Below are 19,910 nucleotides of genomic sequence, written 5' to 3'. Positions count from 1 at the left end.
AATTATAACTATTTGATTTTATTGCAGTTTTTATTTCTGTGCTATTATAAGCAGGATATTTAGCGGGTAGCACACCCCCGCTTATTACAACGTGACCTTCTTAAATTTAAATATAAGACAAAACTCTTACATTATCCCCTGCTTATTAAACCGTCGTAACTGATGAAATAGCAAGAATGCAGTCACACCTGCCGCCATCACATCAGCGATTGGGTTTGCCAGCCAAACTCCCTGTAAACCTAAGAACATCGGCACAATAAACAGCAACGGAATAGAGAATAAAATTTGTCTGGACAGACTGAGTAAAATAGCCTGTTTTGGCATCCCAATACACTGGAAGAAACTGGTTACCACAATCTGGAAGCCAATCACACTAAATGCCAGAGTAATATCCCTTAAAGCAATACCAGACAAGTAAATCATACCTTGATCACTACTAAAAATACTCACCAGTGTTTCCGAAGCTAAAAAGCTCAATAAAAAACCACTAAAAGTAAAAAGTGTAGCCACTTTAATGGTATAAAATAGTGTTTCTTTTACGCGGGCAAAGTTTCTGGCACCAAAGTTATACCCGATAATTGGCTGCATCCCTTGCGTTAATCCAACAACAATCATTACAATCAACATAATCAGACGGTTAGAGTTAGCGTAAGCAGCAATTGCATCATCCCCAGTGACACCATAACTAGGTGCATAACGACGGCTCTGTGCATTCATCACAACCACAATAATTGAAGCCGCGATTTGAATAAAAAACGGTGATAACCCGATAGGTACGATTGATTTCACCATCATCCAGTTTAAACGGATATTCTTCAGTCTCAGACGAATTGTACTTTTACTGGTTAAGAAATGCTGCATTACAAAGCAAAAACTAATCGCCATAGAAATGGTAGTTGCAATCGCCGCTCCTTTCATTCCCCAACCAAAAACAATAATAAAAATAGGCGCCAGAATGATGTTAGCAATAACACTGACAAACATTGTGATCATAGCTTTAAACGGATAACCACAAGCACGCATCATATTATTAAAGTTAAAGCAGAGGGTCAGGAACAAACTACCTGGTAAAAAGATTTGCAGGAAGTCTCTGGCATATGGATAAGTGACTTCGCTGGCACCAACAAACATCAGTAATGGCTTTAAGAAGAACAACATTATAAGTAGTGCTGCACCACTCAGTACCAGTGTCAAAATAAACGATGCACCAACTATCTTTTCTGCTAATTGATAATCTTTAGCCCCAAGAGCGATAGAAATTCGACTAGCTGAACCAACGCCAACAAGCATACCAATTGCGGCTGCAAGGTTCATAACAGGAAGAATTACACCCAAACCACTTAAGGCCTCATTACCTACCCAGTGCCCGATAAAGACACCATCGATAATGTTATAAAGTGTATTAACCACTGTCCCGATAATAGCTGGCAACGCATATTGCCAAAAAAGCCGGCTAATTTTTTTATTAGCTAACTCATAATAAATTGTTTTTGTTTGTTCCATTAAATTTGATTCTACTGACGTGAAGATTTGGTTAGGCAAGCTCTTGCCAAAGTTACAATTCATTATATAGAAATATCATTTTAACTATACCTATTAATTGTAAGGATTATTTTTTAACACTGGCAAGAATAGTGACTCAGTAGAGTATTGTCTTCTCTTTTAGAGCTGATTTTTGCCATTTTATAGTTGAGATTCAATTGGCAACCAACCAGCAATTTTAGCTGTTATACGCTGCCACCATGAAGATTGCGGTTCCTCATCCCAAATCTGTGGGTTTTGCTTATCTGATTCATCCAGCCAGCGTAAATCACCATCTTCTAAAATGAGTTTATAACTATAATCCGCAGAGCTTCTTTGCTCAAATTCTTTAGCTAAGGCAGCCAATATAGTTGGCTCAGAGAACAATACCCCCATTTCAGTATTTAGCATAACTGAACGAGGATCAAAATTTAATGAACCCACAAAACCAATTCTGTCATCAACTAAAAAGGCTTTAGTATGTAAACTTGCACCACTGGAACCAAAAAAACTCTGATCAACTTTGCCAAAGGTTTTCAATTCATACAGATTGATACCATGCTCTAATAACGGAACGCGATATGGCGCATAGCCACCATGAACAAGTAATACGTCATTAGCGGCCAATGAGTTGGTCAAGATATCAATATGAATACCCTTTTCACTCAGTTCAGCAAATTTTTCTAATCCCGTTTCTCTTGGCACAAAATATGGTGAAATCACTTTTAAAGTTGAGTCAGCACTGACCATCGCAGGAAGAAGTTTGTAAATAAGCCAGTTCTCTTTATTTTCATCTGTGACTTTTTCAGGAGGATCAGAATAAACATGAACGTCTTTTGTCCAGTGAAGCTTCATCTCACCCTGACCTTGTAAAACAGCCTTCATACTTTCGGTCTGCTCTATCTGACCAATGTAAGGCTCTGCGCTTTTACTGTTTCTGGCATCTATAATCGAGATTCTGAAATTATCCAGCGCATCAATATCTGTCTTGATCAGGGCTTCCAGCGGAATGGCTGAATCACTGTTCCAGAATTGATCAAAAATATGCGACGTCTCTGCAACAATCTGACCTGACATCACTAAATCTGCATCAAAGAAGTTCTTCTCTTTTGAGGCAGCAAAATATTCATCACCCACATTACGTCCACCAACAATTGCGATACGGCCATCAGCAATCCAGGCTTTATTATGCATACGCCGGTTGACACTCAAGGCTCGTAAAATAAGTTCAACACCACGTACAAGACCATTATCCCGGGCACGTGTTGGATTAAACATACGGATTTGAATATTAGGATGAACATTTAAAGCAGCCAGTATACTATTACGGCCATGTGCGTTCATATCATCAAGGAGTAGCCGAATTTTAACCCCTCGATCAGCAGCTTTAAGTAGCTCTAAGTCTAGTAACTTACCAGTTAAATCATCTTTCCAGATATAGTATTGCAGATCAAGACTTCGTCCGGCCTCTCTGGCTGTAATAGCGCGAATAGCAAAAGCGTCTAAATTATCAGTGACCAGTATTAATCCAGATTCATTCGGATGTTCAGCTAATCCTTTGGCAACAGCAAAATCGATAGGGGTTTGGTTTTCGATCACTGGTAATGCGTAGCTATCTTCACCTTTAGCTTTTTTAGCAAAGGTTCCGTAACTATATACTGAAATTATTGAAGCAATAATAAACAGTATGATAAAGATAAATAACATACGCAGTTTCCTTCTCATTGAAAACCTCTTAAAGCGTTAAGCAATAAGTCATACTTTCTAAAGTTAATGGCATAAAGCATAATCCAATTCTTAAGAAAGTCCCTACACACTTTGTGCGTTGTCTGGCATAAAACAATTTTATCTATTATTTTTTAACATGAGTTGTTTCATTTTTATAAAAATTATGAATAATGTTCATCATAGAGCATAAAATATCTTTTCCGAAATATTTAATTGATGGTCAATTTTATCCTCAAACTGGCAACCAATTGAAAGTATAGTGTCTGATTTATCATTATACTATTCTATCAATCGTAAAAGATGTGATAAATCGTCATGATATGACGCATAGAATGAAGTTGAAAAGTTGTTGAATAGTTTTAGTTATTAAGTTTGAGAGTAAACTCGGAGAGTCCTCATTAATGACCATCACACTTAAAACGTACCATTTAGCTCAAGAACAATTTGCTCAGTTTGGTGTTGATACTGAACTGGCTATCTCCATGATGGAAAAGATTCCTGTCTCAATTCATTGCTGGCAAGGCGATGATGTGGCCGGTTTTGAAAAACCAGATACCAGACTCACTGGCGGAATACAAGCCACAGGTAACTATCCAGGTAAAGCTCGTAATGCTACAGAACTAAGAGCCGATTTAGACCAAGCGTTATCACTTATTCCGGGCCCCAAAAGAGTTAACTTGCACGCACTTTATCTGGAATCAAATCTACCTGTTGAACGTAACCAAATTAAACCTGAGCACTTTAAAAACTGGGTACAGTGGGCTAAAAAACATCAACTCGGTTTAGATTTTAATCCGTCATTTTTCTCTCACCCTTTAAGTGAACAGGCAACGCTCTCTCACTCTAACGATACTATTCGCCAGTTTTGGATTGATCATGGTAAAGCCTGTCGTAACATTTCTGCCTACTTTGGTCAGGAACTGGGTACACCATCAATGATGAATATCTGGATCCCTGACGGTATGAAAGATCTGCCAGTAGATCGTCTGGCTCCCCGACAAAGATTGATTCAGTCACTCGATAACATGCTGAGTGAAACATTAGATCCTCGTTATCACATTGATGCTGTTGAAAGTAAATTATTTGGTATTGGTGCTGAGGCTTATACTGTTGGTTCCAATGAATTCTATTTAGGTTATGCAGTATCTCGTAACACAGCTTTATGTTTAGATGCTGGACATTTCCATCCAACTGAAGTGATCTCAGATAAAATTTCTGCCGTTTTACCTTTTGTTGATAAATTACTTTTGCATGTTAGCCGGCCAGTCCGCTGGGATAGTGATCACGTTGTATTGCTGGATGATGAAACTCAGGCTATTGCCAGTGAAATTGTGCGTCACCAGCTGTTTGACCGGGTACATATCGGGCTGGATTTTTTTGATGCCTCTATTAATCGTATCGCCGCCTGGGTCATTGGTACCAGAAATATGAAACGTGCTCTTTTACGTGCGCTACTGGAACCGATAACACAATTACGTCAACTCGAACAAGATGGTGATTTTACCGGGCGCTTAGCCTGGCTTGAAGAGCAAAAATCTCTCCCATGGCAAGCAGTCTGGAATATGTACTGTGAAAGGCATAATGTCCCGACAGATATACACTGGCTGGATGAGGTCAGACAATACGAGAAACAAGTTTTAGCTCTGCGCTAGTCACTTTTATAGTGACCAAATAATTAGTAATAACAAAGGTTTGATACAAATTTAACTAAGTAAAATTTTCGATTAATTGTTTTGTCTTTTATTTTATTAAGGAGTGAGTATGACCTATCGCATGATCTTAAATGAAACATCTTATTTTGGTGCCGGTTCGATTAAGCATATTGTTGAAGAAGTTCAAAAACGTGGTTTTAAAAAAGCATTACTTGTTACTGATAAAGATTTACTCAAATTCAAAGTTGCCACTAAAGTCACTGACTTGCTTGATAAAGCTGGCCTTGCTTACCAGATTTATGATGAAGTCATACCTAATCCAACTATTGCTATAGTCCAAAAAGGTGTCGAAGTATTTAAAAAGTCAGGTGCTGATTACCTTATCGCTATTGGTGGCGGTTCTCCGCAAGATACAGCTAAAGCGATTGGTATTATTATCAATAACCCTGAGTTTGCTGACGTGCGTAGTCTTGAAGGCGTAGCTCCAACTAAAAAACCAGCAGTTCCAACTATCGCTATTCCAACAACAGCTGGAACTGCCGCTGAAGTTACCATCAACTACGTTATTACTGATGAAGAAAATCGTCGTAAATTTGTTTGTGTTGATCCACATGATATTCCAGTGGTGGCAATTATCGACTCTGAGATGATGGCCAGTATGCCGGCAAGTTTAAAAGCAGCGACAGGTGTTGATGCTTTAACGCATGCCATCGAAGGTTATATCACTAAAGGCGCGTGGGAGCTAAGTGATACAGTACATATTAAAGCTATTGAGATAATCGCTCGTTCACTACGTGCTTCGGTCAAAGGTGATCCAAAAGGTGGCGAAGATATGGCACTTGGACAATATGTTGCAGGTATGGGATTCTCAAACGTTGGTTTAGGACTCGTGCATGGCATGGCTCACCCACTTGGGGCATTTTATAGTACTCCACATGGCGTGGCTAATGCCGTTTTATTACCACATATCATGGCATACAATGCTGCTTATACTGGTGAAAAATATCGTGATATTGCAAAAGCCATGGGTGTCAAAGGAACGGATACGATGACTATTGAGCAGGCCCGCGAAGCTGCCGTAAATGCTGTCATCCAGTTAAATAAAGATGTTAATATCCCACCAAGACTGCGTGATGTGGGTGTTAAACAAGAAGATATTCCTGATTTAGCTAAAGCAGCTTTTGCTGATGTTTGTACAGGAGGTAATCCACGCGATACCAATATCAAAGAGATAGAACAACTATATCGTGATATCTATTAATTGACTTTTTAGATATATTTAATAAAAAATAGCCCAGAATTATGGGCTATTTTTTTAAAGCATGGTGTAGAGCGGGGACACGCCCACTTTACGTATTTCTTTGTTTAGTTATTTGTTATTAGCATGGGTTTAGGGCAGACTGCGCCGCCCGGGCGCAATCACTTGTGTTTTGTGTCTGTATTCGTCTGATGTTTGTCTGGAGATGTTTCTTTTAGAGTAGTTGCTGATTCCGTGAGTTTGATGGCCTACCGTACACCATAGGCACCCGCTCGTCAGGCCGGCTTCGACCTATGGAATACGCTCTCCATCAAGTTCAAATCCGCGGTCCTAAAGACCTGACAGCACGACCACACCGTACAACCCACACAATCTAATATATCACTGCTCTAAAATCTATAAAGCGTGGCTGTGCTGCACAACCCTACAACAATCTGAATATACACAACATAAAAATCATAATAAAATGAAATCAAATATAACTATTTGATTTCATTTTAATTCTTCTGTTTCTATTCAAAATCTAAAAGATAATCTCTTAACTTCTTAATCTTTTATCAGTAAATATTCTTAGATATAGACTGAGCTTAGTGGTGCTATGGAGTAAGCGTTACACATGCTTGCATGTTCAGCGCATCGGAATAGTACCACTAAGCTCACACACAGGCTAATTCTTTTACAGCTCTAAGATCTACAAGCGCGACTACGTCGCGCAACCAAAATGCCCCCATAAAAAATCGCCTATCCCCAAAGCCCCTGTTTATACTTTGAGAATAGGCGACCAGTTTTCTATATAATATTAAGTTATAACTTAATTAACATATCACTCACACCAGTTCTGAAATAATCATTTAATACCGTTTTCAGTAAGTAAGGTGCTCGTGGGATTGCGTCGATTGTGTCTCCAGCAATATGTGTTGTTAACGTAATATTATCCAGACTCAGCAGCGGGTCACCTGGCTCAATGGGTTCTACCCAGCTAACATCCAGTGCAGCACCTGCAATACGTTTATTTTGCAGAGCTTCAATTAAGTCACCTTTATGCAACACTCCTGCTCTGGCTGTATTAATAATGTAGCTACCCGGTTTCATCTGATTGATAATATCTTTATTGATCATATTTTCCGTTTCAGGGCTTAAGCGCATATGTAACGATAAAATATCAGCCTGTGATACCACCGTATTTAAATCATGCAGTGTGACATCCAGCCCTTCTGCTTTAATCTTAGCCATATCAACAAAAGGATCATAAGCAATAACCTTAACACCTAATCCATTCAGACGCTTAACCACTAATTTGCCGATATAACCCAGACCAAGTAAACCAACAGTATGATTAGCCAGGACGGTTTTATAAGGATCGTTAGAGAACCCTTTACGCCACTCGCCATTTTTAATAGCATTATGTGCTCTGGCAATGTTACGTGTTTCTGCATACATGAGGCCAATTGTAAAATCCGCCACTGGTTCTGCATTACGAATAACGTGAATCAATGGAATATTCTTAGCTTTAATAGACTCTAAAGCTAAATGCTCCAGACCACCACGACAGGTACCAATCAATTTTAGCTGTTGAGCTGCCTCAATCATCTTTTTAGAAACGGGTGCGATGTGAACTAATAAATAGTCAGCATCAACAATTTCTTCCAGAATACCAGCCGGAATATCAACTGCTTCCGGACCGTTTTTCTCAATAAGTAAAATTTTTTCCTGAAACTGCTCTTTTTTAAGATCAGAAAACCATTCAAAAGTTTTGATTTGAACTTCCCCCTTATCGGGGAAGTTTATCTGTTTTGCTGCATCAATCAACGTTGCGCTACTGACCAGTGCATCACCAACTACGACTATTTTCATTCTGTTTATCCTTTTGTTGCCACTTCTGACTCAGCGGGTTGATACTCCGCACCCAGCGCTTGTCTTTCCAGATATTCGTGAATCGCTTCTTTTTTCACTCTCACAAATACATAGAAAATGACATAAACCACCACACTTAATGCAATCCACAGAGGGTTTTGAGTTAAGAAGATAAGGAATAAACCACCCATAATGTGATTTGTCATTACTGCAAAACTACAAATCAACATAACACCGACAGGTAAAGCTACACCGACATCACGCGCCACCTCGGTAAATACCGGTGCTACAGCGGTGATGATATAAAGTCCACCCACACACCAAATCGCACCGGAGATCAGAGATTTGAAAATATTACCGTTTGAAATAGCAATAATAAGCTGGATCATGTAAGGAATCGCAATTAAATCGACCATTGGTAACGTTTCATTACCTGGCAGAATAATCGCTAACACAAACACAATTGGAATCAATAACATACCTGTTAATAAAGTTGCAGATTCACCATAGCCAGCAGCGTCATTAATCGCTAAATACCAAACACGATTCTTGCCACCACTTTTTGCAGTTTTTCTGGAAGCATCCGTAATAGTTGTAAACGCTGAAGCAAATACACCTGCAATTTTAGGGAAGATACACATTACAGCCGCCGTTGCGACACCAACTTTACAAATTTCCCCCCAAGCCTCAAGCGTTCCAAGACGAGTAATATTACCAGCCAAGCCAATTAAACAACCGAGTACCAGACCTAAACTCATTGGTTCACCCATAAAACCCAATTTATCTTGTAATGTTTGCGGGTTCCATTGAACTTTGTTTGCACCGAGTTTATTAAGAATCCAGTCCACCACTATAGCCAGAGGGACTGAGCAAATATGATGTGGAGCGGTCATGGTACATCCGGGGTATCCATAGTAATTAGACCACCGTTTAGCCACAATTTCAGCACAAGCCAGAGAATAAAGGTTAGACAGAAGCATTAAACCAATAGCCAGATAGATATTCCCTGTTGCAATATAGAGCATTGAGCCCCAAAGCATAAAGGAATAGTTATTCCACATATCTGATGGCATAAAGATATTAGTATAACGAGTCAGGAAAAGTACAACCTGAAATAATAGCCCCAGCCCCAAGAATATCATCCCAACCTGAGTTGAATAAGCTACCACACTTGTTGCCTGCCAGCCTGTATCAAGTACACGCAGAGAAATACCTGAAACCTCTACCATGCGATTAATAACGGGAGTAACAACAGGTGTATAAGCACCGATAAGCATTGAGAAACCTGTTAAACCAATACCCGCATTCAGACCGGCCTGAAATGCTTTTTTCGGTTTTACTTTCATAATCAATGCAATGACATAAATAACCACAGGAACAACAATCGCTGCGCCAAAGGAATTCATAATATTAGAAAGAAAATCAAGCATAATCTATCTCTCTGTTATTGTTATAGGAATAATAATTAATAAGTTATTAATTAAAGTTTAAGACCATCAACCGCCTTAAATAAGGCTTCAATAAATCCTTCTTCGTCCATGCCAGTCAGTAGACCAACAGCATTGATACAAGGCAGGTCATACTTACCTTTTAGTGGGCTGGTATGTACAATTAAATCCCACTTGCCAGAACTCAGTTGCTGATCAACACCGCCAGGATTTACTTCAACGGTTTTTGCTTTATAGCCATGCTCCTCAAGCATATCCTTCACTTTTCCTGCTATCATTGAGCTGGTCACAGTTCCTGAACCACATACTGAAATAATGTTGATATTTTTCATTAAAAACTCCTTATTAAATGACACTAACTGAAAGCAATCTATACAGATCACCTTCAGTAAGGTTTATCTGTACATTATCTACTATTAGATAAGTACATTTTTTCTTGGAACAACATTAAAAACTTTTGATAATTCAAGTAATTCTTTATCAGTAATCGATTGTTTAATGCCTGTTGTGACAGAAGCTGAACGAAGATAAATATCAGCAGCTTTATCAACGGTTTCAACCAAACCAAAGGCATCATCAAGTGAATCCCCTGCTCCCATAATTCCGTGATGTGCCCAGATGACAATACGGCAATATTCCATCTTCTTAGCTGAAGCCAGTCCCAGATCGATAGTTCCAGCTGGCATCCATGGCACAATCCCCACTCCATCTGGGAAGACAATTAAACATTCAGTAATTTGTTGCCAGAGCGTCCGAGAAAACTTTTGTTCACTCAGATCATGAACAAAAGTCATGGCAATAGTCGAGGTTGCATGAGTATGTAAAATAACGCGGTGATTAGGATCTTGTTTTAAGCGCGTTTCGTGACATTTTAAGTGTGATGCCAGCTCGCTGGTCGGGCGACCACCATTAACCAGTCCCCAAAGAATTTGATATTTTTTACCATCTTCAGAAATACGTAAAATAACTAAATTATCAGCCGGGTTTTGTTTCACATTTCTAAAGTATTTACCGGAACCGGAAACTAAAAAGATTTGGTTTTTCAGATAAGGGACAGCAAAATCCATCTCAACTTCTGATAGTACTCTGGATGTATCTAAATAAGGTCTGACTTCTTCTTCCTTTAAAATATAGCTGATATTACCGCCATTTCTTTCCGCCCACCCTTTATCCCAGAGTCTTGTTGTAATATCTGACATCTCTTTAATAAATGGAGCTTCATTAATATTGTAGATCACCATCTTGGTCCCCTTAGTTATTGGCTAATACGTTCTTTTAAAAAATGATAAATTTCATCAACTGAATTCAGTTTCTTCAAGGTATTCACATTCTCTTCATTACAGAAAAATTGCATCAAAGCCTGAAGCAGGCACACCTGATGCTCACCATCAGTGACACCTAAGGCAAAGATCCAATCAACATCAACCGGGCTATCCAGCGTACCCATTTCCATAAACGTGATAGGTCTGGTGAGCTTTGTCACCGCGATAAAAGGTTTTATGATGTGAGAAGGATCAGTATGAGGAATAGCAATATTCATGGTCGGCATAACCAGTCCTGTTGGATATTCCTGTTCTCTGATTAAGATATTAGGCAGATAACTTTCATTAACATAACCAAGCTGATGTAGATGTTGATGTGCTGACTCAAAAAATGCCTGTTGAGTCGGAAAACTACCACTTAAATTAATTAATGATTTAGTAAAAAACTGTTCAGAAATCTTTGACTGCATAAATCGATAACTCCTGTTTTATAGCTAATAGATAAGCTTAGTTATAAGTTATGTTTTAATGGCATATCTCTAAGATAAATAAGTCATCTCTAATTTAATCCATATATAAATAGATACTTTGAAATCACTGCCAACTTTTATAAGAACGTGTCCATGTCACACAATCTCCTGAGAATCAGATCACAAAATTCATATTCTCCTTTTAATTTCAATTACCTTATTTGCTAACAATAAATCGGGACCGATATTCCGACGGTGTTAGTGAAGTTTCTTTATGAAAAGCAGAGGAAAAGTAGTTACTATCGTCATAACCACATTCTGCTGCTATCGTACTAATTGATTCTTTTGAGTTACGCAATAAATTCATAGCCTTACACATTCTGAGCTGCTGAGAATAACCTTTAATAGTCATACCTGTTTTAGCTTTAAACAGACGCCTTAGAGAACGAGATGAGATCTGTTGTTGTTCACAAAACAGTTCTAAATTAAATGAAGTAGCCATGTTGTTGTGTAATACAGAAAACAGAATATCTAATTGATGCGTTGACGATGTGGTGATCTGGTCAGGATGATAACGAAAACGACACAGTACAATCACCAGTTGTAAGAAGAGTGACTCAGCCAGATGAATTGACAGTGGTTCTGGTTTTTCAACCTCTTTGGCCAGATTATCAATTAAGGTACTAATTTGTTCTAAATAGGAAGGATTGATCTTCCAGAACCGCTCTGCTTCCGGTGCTTTTTTAGATGGTAAATAGTGTTCAATAATCGAGAGCACTGATAACTGCTCGCGCTTGTACAGAATGTTATCCAGACGCAGATTATTTACTGACTCATAACTATGTATATCATCATGATTAATATAGAAAATATCCCCACAAGTTATAGGGTAAGAGATATCATTCCAGACATGCAAACCATGACCTGCAGATACGATCACCAGTTCATCAAATTCATGGGAATGCAAAGCAAATGGCTCCTGATTACGTCGTTCCTCAACAGTAATAGTATTCAGGGAGGAAATAAAATAGTCCTGACTGGACAGATGAAGTATTTTGCTCATACCTGTTCCTTAATAGTTTGATACTTATTTCAAATTAATCCGTTTTATCCAAATAATTAATTTTGAACCAGAGGTTTAGTTCGTAAATCTCTGGGAGTAAGTTCAAACTCATTTTTGAAACTGGTAGCAAAATAGGCGCTATCATTGAAACCACAATCCAACGCTATATGAGTAATACTTTTATCGGTATGACAGAGCTGATAATAAGCCTCTGATAATCTTAATTTGGTTAAGTAACGTTGTGGTGTATAACCGGTGTCATTTTTCATATGGCGATGTAAAGTACGTAAAGACAGAGAGAATTTTTCTGCCAGCTGTAACCAGTCAATCTCTTCATAAAAATGAATTTTTAGCCAGCGTAGAAGCTGATGTATACGGTCTTCTGTTTTCCCTTGCCCTTGTTCAAAATAACGTCCTTGTTGCAAACTAATTAGCATTTGCAAAAAAAGGCTCTCTTTTTGTACTGCTGGCAAACTACGTTGATTAACCATTTCATCAATCACCTTTTGTACCTGTTGAAAATTGCGTTTATCCAGACACCAATGAGTATCTGGTTCAGTTTCTCTATCAGGTAAAAGTGAACTAATATTATTTAAGAAGTGAAAGCTGTCAGGATGACGATAAAGAATATTGGTTAATACCAGATCGTCTACATTTTCATATAGATGGTGATCGGCAGCTTCAATATAAAAAATCATTCCTGCGTGTAAATCATAGGGTTTCCCATTTAAAATATGCATTCCCTTACCACCTGTCACGATAACGATTTCATTAAAATCGTGAAAATGTTCAGGGTAAGCATATTGTGGAACTCTTGGCTCAATGGCAATCGCCTGTTCATGAGAAACAAAAAAATCATCGCTATATAGTTTTTGAACCATAATTCTCCACCTTTGATGCTCTTTTCAATTTATTCTAAGAAGAATTTATCTTGTTGACCTTTAACAACAGGTCATCCGAAAAGAATTATTGGTAAAAAATTAAAGAAAATAACGAATAATTGTGAATATTGTGCAGTTGTTCACATTTGCACTGTTAATTATTGGAAGTATGTATAAAAAATAATAAGGCAGGAAATAACACCAGAAAATTCAGATAGCTAGAATTCTCTGGTATTATACTTTTGTTCAGTGTGTTGCAGTACGCTCAATCATAACCGCAACATTTTTAGCCTCAGCCACAGCACCCGGTTTGTTCACTTTCACTTTCACTTTAGTAACAGAAAACTGGGTTAAAATCAGTACAGCAATCTCTTCAGCTACTCGTTCAATCAGTTCGAAACGGCCATTTTCCAGATGAGAAATAACAGCCTGACTCACTTTGGCATAATCCAGACATAAATTAACATCGTCACTTAAACCAGCAGGTTGATTATCAAAATCCATTTCAATATCCAGCACTAGCTTTTGTTTGATATCCTTTTCCCAGTCGTAGGCACCAATAGTGGTAATAACTGTCAGCCCTTCAATGAAAACTTTATCACTCATAAAAAAATCCTGTTTATCTGTAAATATTCATAGTGTACTAGATATTGCTTATAATTTGTTAGGAATTACCTACTTCAATAATCATTCGCTAATTTCGCTTATTTAATTTATTTACGTTATAATTCTTGTTTATTTGTTCTGGCGAAGACTTAGTTATGACCCGACTCTATCACTCACAACCTCTTTCTGAAAATAACCAGATTTTACTGGATGACGATGCATTTAATCATGCCATTCGTGTACTGCGCATGAAGCAAGGTGATGAAGTAATACTGTTTGATGGTAGTAATTATATTTACCCGGCCAAACTTATTGAAGTTAATAAGAAATCCGCAACAGCACAGACCACACAACGTATTTTAGATAATCGGGAATCCCCACTTAATCTCCATTTAGGTCAGGTTATCTCACGTGGTGAAAAAATGGAGTTCACCATCCAAAAATCAGTTGAACTTGGAGTAAACACCATTACCCCCCTATTTTCTGAACGTTGTGGCGTGAAGCTTGATGCTGAAAGATTAGAAAAGAAACAGCAACAATGGCAAAAAATTGCTATTTCAGCCTGTGAACAATGTGGTAGGAATGTTGTTCCCACAATTAATCCGGTTATGCAGCTGGAAGAGTGGTGTCAGAGCTTAAATACTGACCTAACAGATAGCTTAAAACTTAATCTCCATCCTCGAGCAAAATCCGGTGTAAATGGTCTCACGCTAACAAGTAATACCATTTATTTATTAATTGGTCCTGAGGGTGGGTTGTCAGAAGATGAAATCACCATGACGACAAAGTATGATTTTACTGATATCTTATTAGGATCAAGAATATTACGTACGGAAACTGCTGCTTTAACAGCAATTACAGCATTACAGGTCAGATTTGGTGACCTTGGTTAAGGAGTTTATATGATTAAGCTTGGCATCGTTATGGATCCAATCAGTGAAGTAAATATTAAAAAAGACACCAGTTTTGCCATGCTGCTGGAAGCTCAGTGCCGTGGTTATGAGATTCACTACATGGAAATGAATGATCTCTATTTACATTTAGGTCAGCCTTACGCCACGACAAAACGCCTTACAGTACAAAAAAATGCTGAGCACTGGTTTGATTTTCATGAAGAGCAAGATATCTCTCTGGGTGATTTAGACGTTATTTTAATGCGTAAAGATCCTCCATTTGATACTGAATTTATTTATGCGACTTATATTCTTGAGCGTGCTGAGGATCTGGGAACTTTAATTGTCAATAAACCACAAAGTTTACGTGACTGTAACGAGAAACTTTATACAGCCTGGTTTGCCGAATTTACTCCGGATACTTTAGTCACACGTCAGACACAACGTCTTCGTGATTTCCACCAAAAACATGGTGATATTATCTTAAAACCACTTGATGGCATGGGTGGTACATCAATTTTCCGTGTGAAACAAGATGATCCAAATCTCTCCGTTATCATCGAAACTTTAACCGAAAATAATACCCGCTACTGTATGGCACAAAATTTTATTCCGGATATTCGTGATGGAGATAAACGCGTTATTATTATTGACGGACAACCTGTTCCTTATTGTTTAGCCAGAATTCCTAAACAAGGTGAAACACGCGGAAATTTAGCGGCTGGTGGTCGTGGTGAAGTCAGACCGCTTAGTGAAAACGACTGGAAAATTGCCAATGCACTAAGCCCTGTTTTAAAACAAAAAGGGCTCATCTTTGTTGGTTTGGACATTATTGGCAGTAAACTGACTGAAATTAACGTAACCAGCCCAACGGGTGTTTGTCAGATACAAGAAGCACAACCGGATATTTCTATTACGGGTATGTTAATGGACAGTATTGAACAACGCATTAAACTGCGTTCTTAATCATTGAAAATAATATAAAACTATATGAACTTAAAAGATCATTTTTTGATTGCAATGCCCTCTTTAGGTGACCCACTCTTTGCCCAGTCAGTGGTCTATATCTGCGAGCATAATAATGAGGGAGCGATGGGGATCATCATCAATAAACCGATTGATGATCTTAATGTTGAAACTGTCCTTAATCGCTTAGATATTATTCCGGCTACTCAGTGTGCCGAATTAGAACAACCCGTTTTCAATGGCGGACCTATTGCCGAAGAACAAGGATTCATTTTACATACACCGCAATCTAATTTTTCATCCAGTATTCGTATTTCAGATGATGTGATGGTAACCACTTCTCTTGATTTACTACGCTCAATTGGAACGTCTAATCAGCCACAGAATATTTTTCTCTCTTTAGGTTACTCAGGCTGGCAGGAACAACAACTAGAAAAAGAGATCGTAGAAAACGATTGGCTGGTGATAAAAGCTGATCCGAGCATTATCTTTGATGTTGCGATTGAACAGCGCTGGCAAAAAGCAGCTGAGAAACTGGGTATTAATATTGCCACAATCTCTTCTCAGATGGGCAAAGCCTGATGGCCACTGTGATTGCTTTTGATTTTGGTACCGGTAGTATCGGTGCTGCCATTGGACAAGATATCACTAAAACAGCTCGCCCACTCACTGCTTTTAAAGCCAGAGATGGTATCCCTGACTGGCAGAAAATAGAAAAAGTTCTGAAAGAGTGGCAACCCGATTATTTAGTCGTTGGACTTCCTTTAAATATGGATGGAACAGAACAACCCCTGACAGAAAGAGCCAAAAAGTTTGCTAACCGGCTCCATGGTCGCTTTGGTTATCAGGTTCATCTACAGGATGAACGTTTAACTACTGTTGAAGCCAAATCTCATATATTTGAATCAGGTGGCTACCGGGCGTTAAATAAAGGCCATGTTGATGCTACATCAGCGGTAATTATTTTAGAAAGTTGGTTTGATAATCAATAACACCAAAATACTTTTATATATAATTCCGATAGAACCATATCAAATATATCACTACAGTTATTTGCTCTCAGGTCAATCAATTCAATTTTTAGAATTCACTTAATGTAACCCAAATCCTGCTATATTTTGTTCAGTAAGTAGATTAATTGAATCTTTAATTTCATTGGAGTGAATCAGTTGATAATACTCCTGAGCTTTGGCTTTAGACAGATACATCTTTAGTTGCCAATCACTGACTGACCATATCAGTAAATCTTGCCAGTGATACTGGTTTACCTCATCAACTAATCCGACAAATCCCATTGCACTTAACCATTGCAAAAATGACAATTGTTTAGCCAGTTGAAACTGTTCATAAATCTGAACCGCTTGTTTCTGACCAATACCATTTACACTTTTTAAATCATCTGTCGTCAAATTCAGCCAGTCTGTTAATGTTGTTAATTGTTTTGCCTGAATCAGTTTTAGCCATGTGCCTTCAGCAATTTTATGAAAATATAATCCTTGTTTTCCACTTAGCCATACCAGTCTGGATAAAAACTGTTTATGGCATAACTCACTATAATTAAAACAACTTGAAAAGTTGAAGTGCTCTTTTGCTGGAATACTTACAGTCTGGCGCTCTGATGCTCTCAAAATTACTGACTGCAATTGAGGAATACTCTGCCCGGATAAAGTGACAGTCACGCTATCCCCTATCCCGATATTTTTTCTGATAAATTCGTTTAATGAACCTAAGTAAACACGACTAACCACCTTACCATCTATCTCTATAGGTTCAACTTTAACAATGGTAGAGATTTTACCTGTTCGTCCAATATTAAACTCAATGTTTGTCACCGTGGTCAATTTCTCTTGCACTGGGTATTTCCATGCAATAACCCAGTAAGGTGGTTTTACTTGCCACGAATCATACATAGGACGATAGCCTTGTCGAATAATGATACCATCAGTGGGATAATTTAATGGTGAGTGAAATAATTCCTCACGGTAATTTCTGGCTTGAGTAAAACTGGTTATCTTCAGCGTATCGTTAACACCAAATACAAATCCCATTTTTGCCAATCCCTCTAATCTGTCAGGCATAGTCAGAGGGCCATTTGCCCACTCCCATACCCAAAAATGAATCTGTTGTAGATTTTTATTTTCCGGTATTTTTGACATTAACAGCCCGGCTACTTTTGAGCGGTAATTATTGGAACCTTCTTGATGTTGTATATGACCATTAACGTGCCAAAATAACTCACCTTGTAGAATGACAGTCGGTTGTTCTGTCAATATGATTTTAGGTATATTGGGTATCTGTTTTATTTTATCTAACCAGTTTTCACCATAATAACCATCACCGCGACTAATGGCACTAACCAGTTCTCCCTGTTCATAGATTAATGTAACAGCTACGCCATCTACTTTAGGCTGTGCCCAAAGCTCGGTCGGAGATACTGTCATCCATTTTTCAATTTCTCGCTCATCATAAAGTTTGTTGACACCAGTATGTACTGCAGGATGAATGACTTTATTATTCTCAACAACTTTTTGAGCTGTTGTAGTGATTTGATAATCGGGAAAGCAACTCTGTAGCTGTTGGTAACGAAGCAAGACCTGATCATAGACCTCATCATTAATTAATGACTGACCTTGTTCAAAATAAGCTTGATCCCATATGGCAATCTGACTGGCTAATGAAGAGAGCTCTTTTTCTGCCTGAAATTCAGAATAATCAGGACAGTTGGTATAACCTATAACAGGTAATAAGCAGAGTAAGAATATACGAAGTGTTTTCATCAGTATTTATCAAATATAAAAAACATAGCAATAAGTATGTATTCATATTAAAAATATTGACTGAAGATGGATTAATAGTGCGAAGTGACTCGCAATAAATCATCACTCTCTTCATTTTAAACAGTGATGTTAAATTAATTTGCAAGTCACCTTTGAATTTAAAGCCAGATAACCTACTGAATCTGACTTTTTTCTTTGAATTGGAACTATGCTCTGTCTTTTAAAAACAGCACAATATCTTCAATTGTCACAACCGGCATATGGTGAGCTTTGGCAAAGGCAACCACTTCCGGCGCTCTTGCCATAGTACCATCATCATTAGTCAGTTCGCAAAGTACACCAGCAGGTTTGAAACCAGCTAAAGTGACTAAATCAATCGTAGCCTCTGTGTGCCCACGACGGGTTAATACCCCACCTTCACGGGCAACCAGTGGATAAACATGACCTGGTCTGCTTAAATCTGATGGCTTAGCATTGGTCGCAATCGCTGCTTTAATTGTCGTGACGCGATCAGCGGCAGAAACACCAGTAGTTACACCTTCTGCTGCTTCGATACTCACAGTAAAAGCTGTCTGATTTTTACTGGTATTATTGGTTACCATCATTGGAATATCTAATTGCTCACAACGAGCTTTGGGTAAACATAAACACACAATCCCACTACCGTAGCGAATAGTGAGTGCCATTTGCGCCGGAGTAATGGTTTCTGCCGCCCAGATGATATCTCCTTCGTTCTCACGATCTTCATCATCTAAAACAAGTACACCTTTACCTGCACGTAGCGAAGCAAGTGCCTGTTCAACACGCTCTTTTGGATTGCCGAATTCTTTTAAATCAAAATGATTATGGGTAGACTGATTCATGGTAAAAACCTCAATAAATATAAAAATACCAGAACCAGGGCTAGTGATTAGCTTAAGAACAAAAAATAGACATGACTATATAAGCTACTCTCTTTCATCCAGACTTTAACTGTCGGCCTTGGAATTTCACCAAATCTGCTGACCTTAGTTTTTAATAATATACCTTAAAAAACTAAGCGCTCGTGGGCTATAACCACCGGTGGGGACTTACACCCCGCCCTGAGAATACATTAGCAGTGCTAATGAGATATAAACTATAATATGAACGACATAAAACCGCAATATTTCTATGGATTAATTACGGTTTATTTGGTTAAACGCTAAACGATGAGCCACAGCCACAAGTTGTTGTAGCATTAGGATTATTCACGATAAAACGTGAACCCTGAAGCCCTTCTGTGTAGTCGATAATGCCACCAATTAAATATTGCAGACTCATCGGATCAACAACAAGTGCTACGCCATCTTTTTCAATGGTTAAATCGTCATCATTAGTTTTTTCATCAAATGTGAAGCCGTATTGGAATCCACTACAACCACCGCCGGTAATATATACGCGTAGTTTTAGATTTGGATTCTCTTCATCAGAGATCAAATCTTTAACTTTTTTAGCTGCAGCATCTGTGAATTCTAGTGGTAGTGTGTCACTCATAATATCCTCAACATCA

At 38.3% G+C, this 19,910-nt stretch carries 19 protein-coding genes and 1 riboswitch; of the genes, 6 read left to right on the top strand and 13 right to left on the bottom strand.

The window, feature by feature from the left end; translation table 11 throughout:
• Nucleotides 1-126: 126 nt before the first annotated feature.
• Both IPMB12_RS10000 and IPMB12_RS09995 read right to left on the bottom strand, forming a co-directional pair.
• On the bottom strand, nucleotides 127-1,503 hold the full coding sequence (locus tag IPMB12_RS10000; protein ID WP_166917283.1) for an MATE family efflux transporter: 1,377 nt from the start codon (nucleotides 1,501-1,503) through the stop codon (nucleotides 127-129).
• A 180-nt stretch (nucleotides 1,504-1,683) separates the two neighbouring features.
• Nucleotides 1,684-3,228, bottom strand: coding sequence for a phospholipase D family protein (locus tag IPMB12_RS09995; protein ID WP_208293486.1), 1,545 nt, complete (start codon nucleotides 3,226-3,228; stop codon nucleotides 1,684-1,686).
• A 422-nt stretch (nucleotides 3,229-3,650) separates the two neighbouring features.
• Between IPMB12_RS09995 and IPMB12_RS09990 the strand changes: the two genes are divergently transcribed.
• Nucleotides 3,651-4,901, top strand: a complete 1,251-nt coding sequence (locus tag IPMB12_RS09990) for an L-rhamnose isomerase (protein ID WP_166917281.1) — start codon at nucleotides 3,651-3,653, stop codon at nucleotides 4,899-4,901.
• Between the two features lie 109 nt (nucleotides 4,902-5,010).
• A complete protein-coding gene (fucO, locus tag IPMB12_RS09985; protein WP_166917280.1) occupies nucleotides 5,011-6,162 on the top strand; it encodes a lactaldehyde reductase in 1,152 nt (383 codons plus the stop codon).
• Between the two features lie 801 nt (nucleotides 6,163-6,963).
• Here fucO and IPMB12_RS09980 read toward each other — a convergent pair.
• The 8 genes from IPMB12_RS09980 to folB form a co-directional block, all read right to left on the bottom strand.
• Nucleotides 6,964-8,013 (bottom strand): 2-hydroxyacid dehydrogenase, encoded by a 1,050-nt coding sequence (locus IPMB12_RS09980; RefSeq protein ID WP_166917279.1) that lies wholly within the window; start codon nucleotides 8,011-8,013, stop codon nucleotides 6,964-6,966.
• A gap of 5 nt (nucleotides 8,014-8,018) precedes the next feature.
• Nucleotides 8,019-9,443 (bottom strand): PTS galactitol transporter subunit IIC, encoded by a 1,425-nt coding sequence (locus IPMB12_RS09975; RefSeq protein ID WP_166917278.1) that lies wholly within the window; start codon nucleotides 9,441-9,443, stop codon nucleotides 8,019-8,021.
• A 50-nt stretch (nucleotides 9,444-9,493) separates the two neighbouring features.
• Complete coding sequence (locus IPMB12_RS09970) at nucleotides 9,494-9,793, bottom strand: PTS sugar transporter subunit IIB (protein ID WP_166917277.1); 300 nt, start codon at nucleotides 9,791-9,793, stop codon at nucleotides 9,494-9,496.
• Nucleotides 9,794-9,877: 84 nt separating this feature from the next.
• The gene (gene rhaD, locus IPMB12_RS09965; protein ID WP_166917276.1) at nucleotides 9,878-10,702 is read right to left on the bottom strand and encodes a rhamnulose-1-phosphate aldolase; all 825 of its coding nucleotides are present in this window, start codon (nucleotides 10,700-10,702) and stop codon (nucleotides 9,878-9,880) included.
• Nucleotides 10,703-10,716: 14 nt separating this feature from the next.
• Nucleotides 10,717-11,193 carry a PTS sugar transporter subunit IIA gene (locus tag IPMB12_RS09960; protein WP_166917275.1) on the bottom strand — a complete coding sequence of 159 codons (477 nt, stop codon included), beginning with the start codon at nucleotides 11,191-11,193 and terminating at the stop codon, nucleotides 10,717-10,719.
• A 217-nt stretch (nucleotides 11,194-11,410) separates the two neighbouring features.
• Nucleotides 11,411-12,256 (bottom strand): helix-turn-helix domain-containing protein, encoded by an 846-nt coding sequence (locus IPMB12_RS09955; RefSeq protein WP_166917274.1) that lies wholly within the window; start codon nucleotides 12,254-12,256, stop codon nucleotides 11,411-11,413.
• Between the two features lie 56 nt (nucleotides 12,257-12,312).
• A complete protein-coding gene (gene rhaS, locus IPMB12_RS09950) occupies nucleotides 12,313-13,137 on the bottom strand; it encodes an HTH-type transcriptional activator RhaS (protein WP_166917273.1) in 825 nt (274 codons plus the stop codon).
• 246 nt (nucleotides 13,138-13,383) lie between these two features.
• Entirely contained in the window at nucleotides 13,384-13,743 is a 360-nt protein-coding gene (gene folB, locus IPMB12_RS09945) for a dihydroneopterin aldolase (protein WP_166917272.1), read from the bottom strand.
• A gap of 155 nt (nucleotides 13,744-13,898) precedes the next feature.
• Here folB and rsmE point away from each other — a divergent pair, with 155 nt between their 5' ends.
• The 4 genes from rsmE to ruvX are packed head-to-tail and all read left to right on the top strand — an operon-like array spanning nucleotide 13,899 to nucleotide 16,594.
• Nucleotides 13,899-14,636 (top strand): 16S rRNA (uracil(1498)-N(3))-methyltransferase, encoded by a 738-nt coding sequence (gene rsmE, locus IPMB12_RS09940; RefSeq protein WP_166917271.1) that lies wholly within the window; start codon nucleotides 13,899-13,901, stop codon nucleotides 14,634-14,636.
• 9 nt (nucleotides 14,637-14,645) lie between these two features.
• Nucleotides 14,646-15,602: a glutathione synthase gene (gene gshB, locus IPMB12_RS09935; protein ID WP_166917270.1), complete on the top strand. Its 957-nt coding sequence runs from the start codon at nucleotides 14,646-14,648 to the stop codon at nucleotides 15,600-15,602.
• A 24-nt stretch (nucleotides 15,603-15,626) separates the two neighbouring features.
• Nucleotides 15,627-16,184 carry a YqgE/AlgH family protein gene (locus tag IPMB12_RS09930; protein WP_166917269.1) on the top strand — a complete coding sequence of 186 codons (558 nt, stop codon included), beginning with the start codon at nucleotides 15,627-15,629 and terminating at the stop codon, nucleotides 16,182-16,184.
• Complete coding sequence (gene ruvX / locus IPMB12_RS09925; RefSeq protein WP_166917268.1) at nucleotides 16,184-16,594, top strand: Holliday junction resolvase RuvX; 411 nt, start codon at nucleotides 16,184-16,186, stop codon at nucleotides 16,592-16,594. Before IPMB12_RS09930 ends, ruvX begins: the two co-directional genes overlap by 1 nt.
• 99 nt (nucleotides 16,595-16,693) lie before the next feature.
• Here ruvX and ligB read toward each other — a convergent pair whose 3' ends face one another.
• From ligB to erpA, 3 genes are all read right to left on the bottom strand, one after another.
• On the bottom strand, nucleotides 16,694-18,379 hold the full coding sequence (gene ligB, locus IPMB12_RS09920) for an NAD-dependent DNA ligase LigB (RefSeq protein WP_166917267.1): 1,686 nt from the start codon (nucleotides 18,377-18,379) through the stop codon (nucleotides 16,694-16,696).
• A 206-nt stretch (nucleotides 18,380-18,585) separates the two neighbouring features.
• The gene (gene ribB, locus IPMB12_RS09915; RefSeq protein WP_166917266.1) at nucleotides 18,586-19,242 is read right to left on the bottom strand and encodes a 3,4-dihydroxy-2-butanone-4-phosphate synthase; all 657 of its coding nucleotides are present in this window, start codon (nucleotides 19,240-19,242) and stop codon (nucleotides 18,586-18,588) included.
• Nucleotides 19,243-19,324: 82 nt separating this feature from the next.
• Nucleotides 19,325-19,473: riboswitch (FMN riboswitch) on the bottom strand.
• A gap of 82 nt (nucleotides 19,474-19,555) precedes the next feature.
• On the bottom strand, nucleotides 19,556-19,894 hold the full coding sequence (erpA, locus tag IPMB12_RS09910; protein ID WP_166917265.1) for an iron-sulfur cluster insertion protein ErpA: 339 nt from the start codon (nucleotides 19,892-19,894) through the stop codon (nucleotides 19,556-19,558).
• Between the last annotated feature and the right edge of the window lie 16 nt (nucleotides 19,895-19,910).

This window comes from Zophobihabitans entericus (assembly GCF_011745665.1).
Lineage (GTDB): Bacteria > Pseudomonadota > Gammaproteobacteria > Enterobacterales > Orbaceae > Zophobihabitans > Zophobihabitans entericus.
The sequence above is the reverse complement of the archived record's forward strand: the minus strand, read 5'-3'. Positions and strand labels throughout refer to the sequence as shown.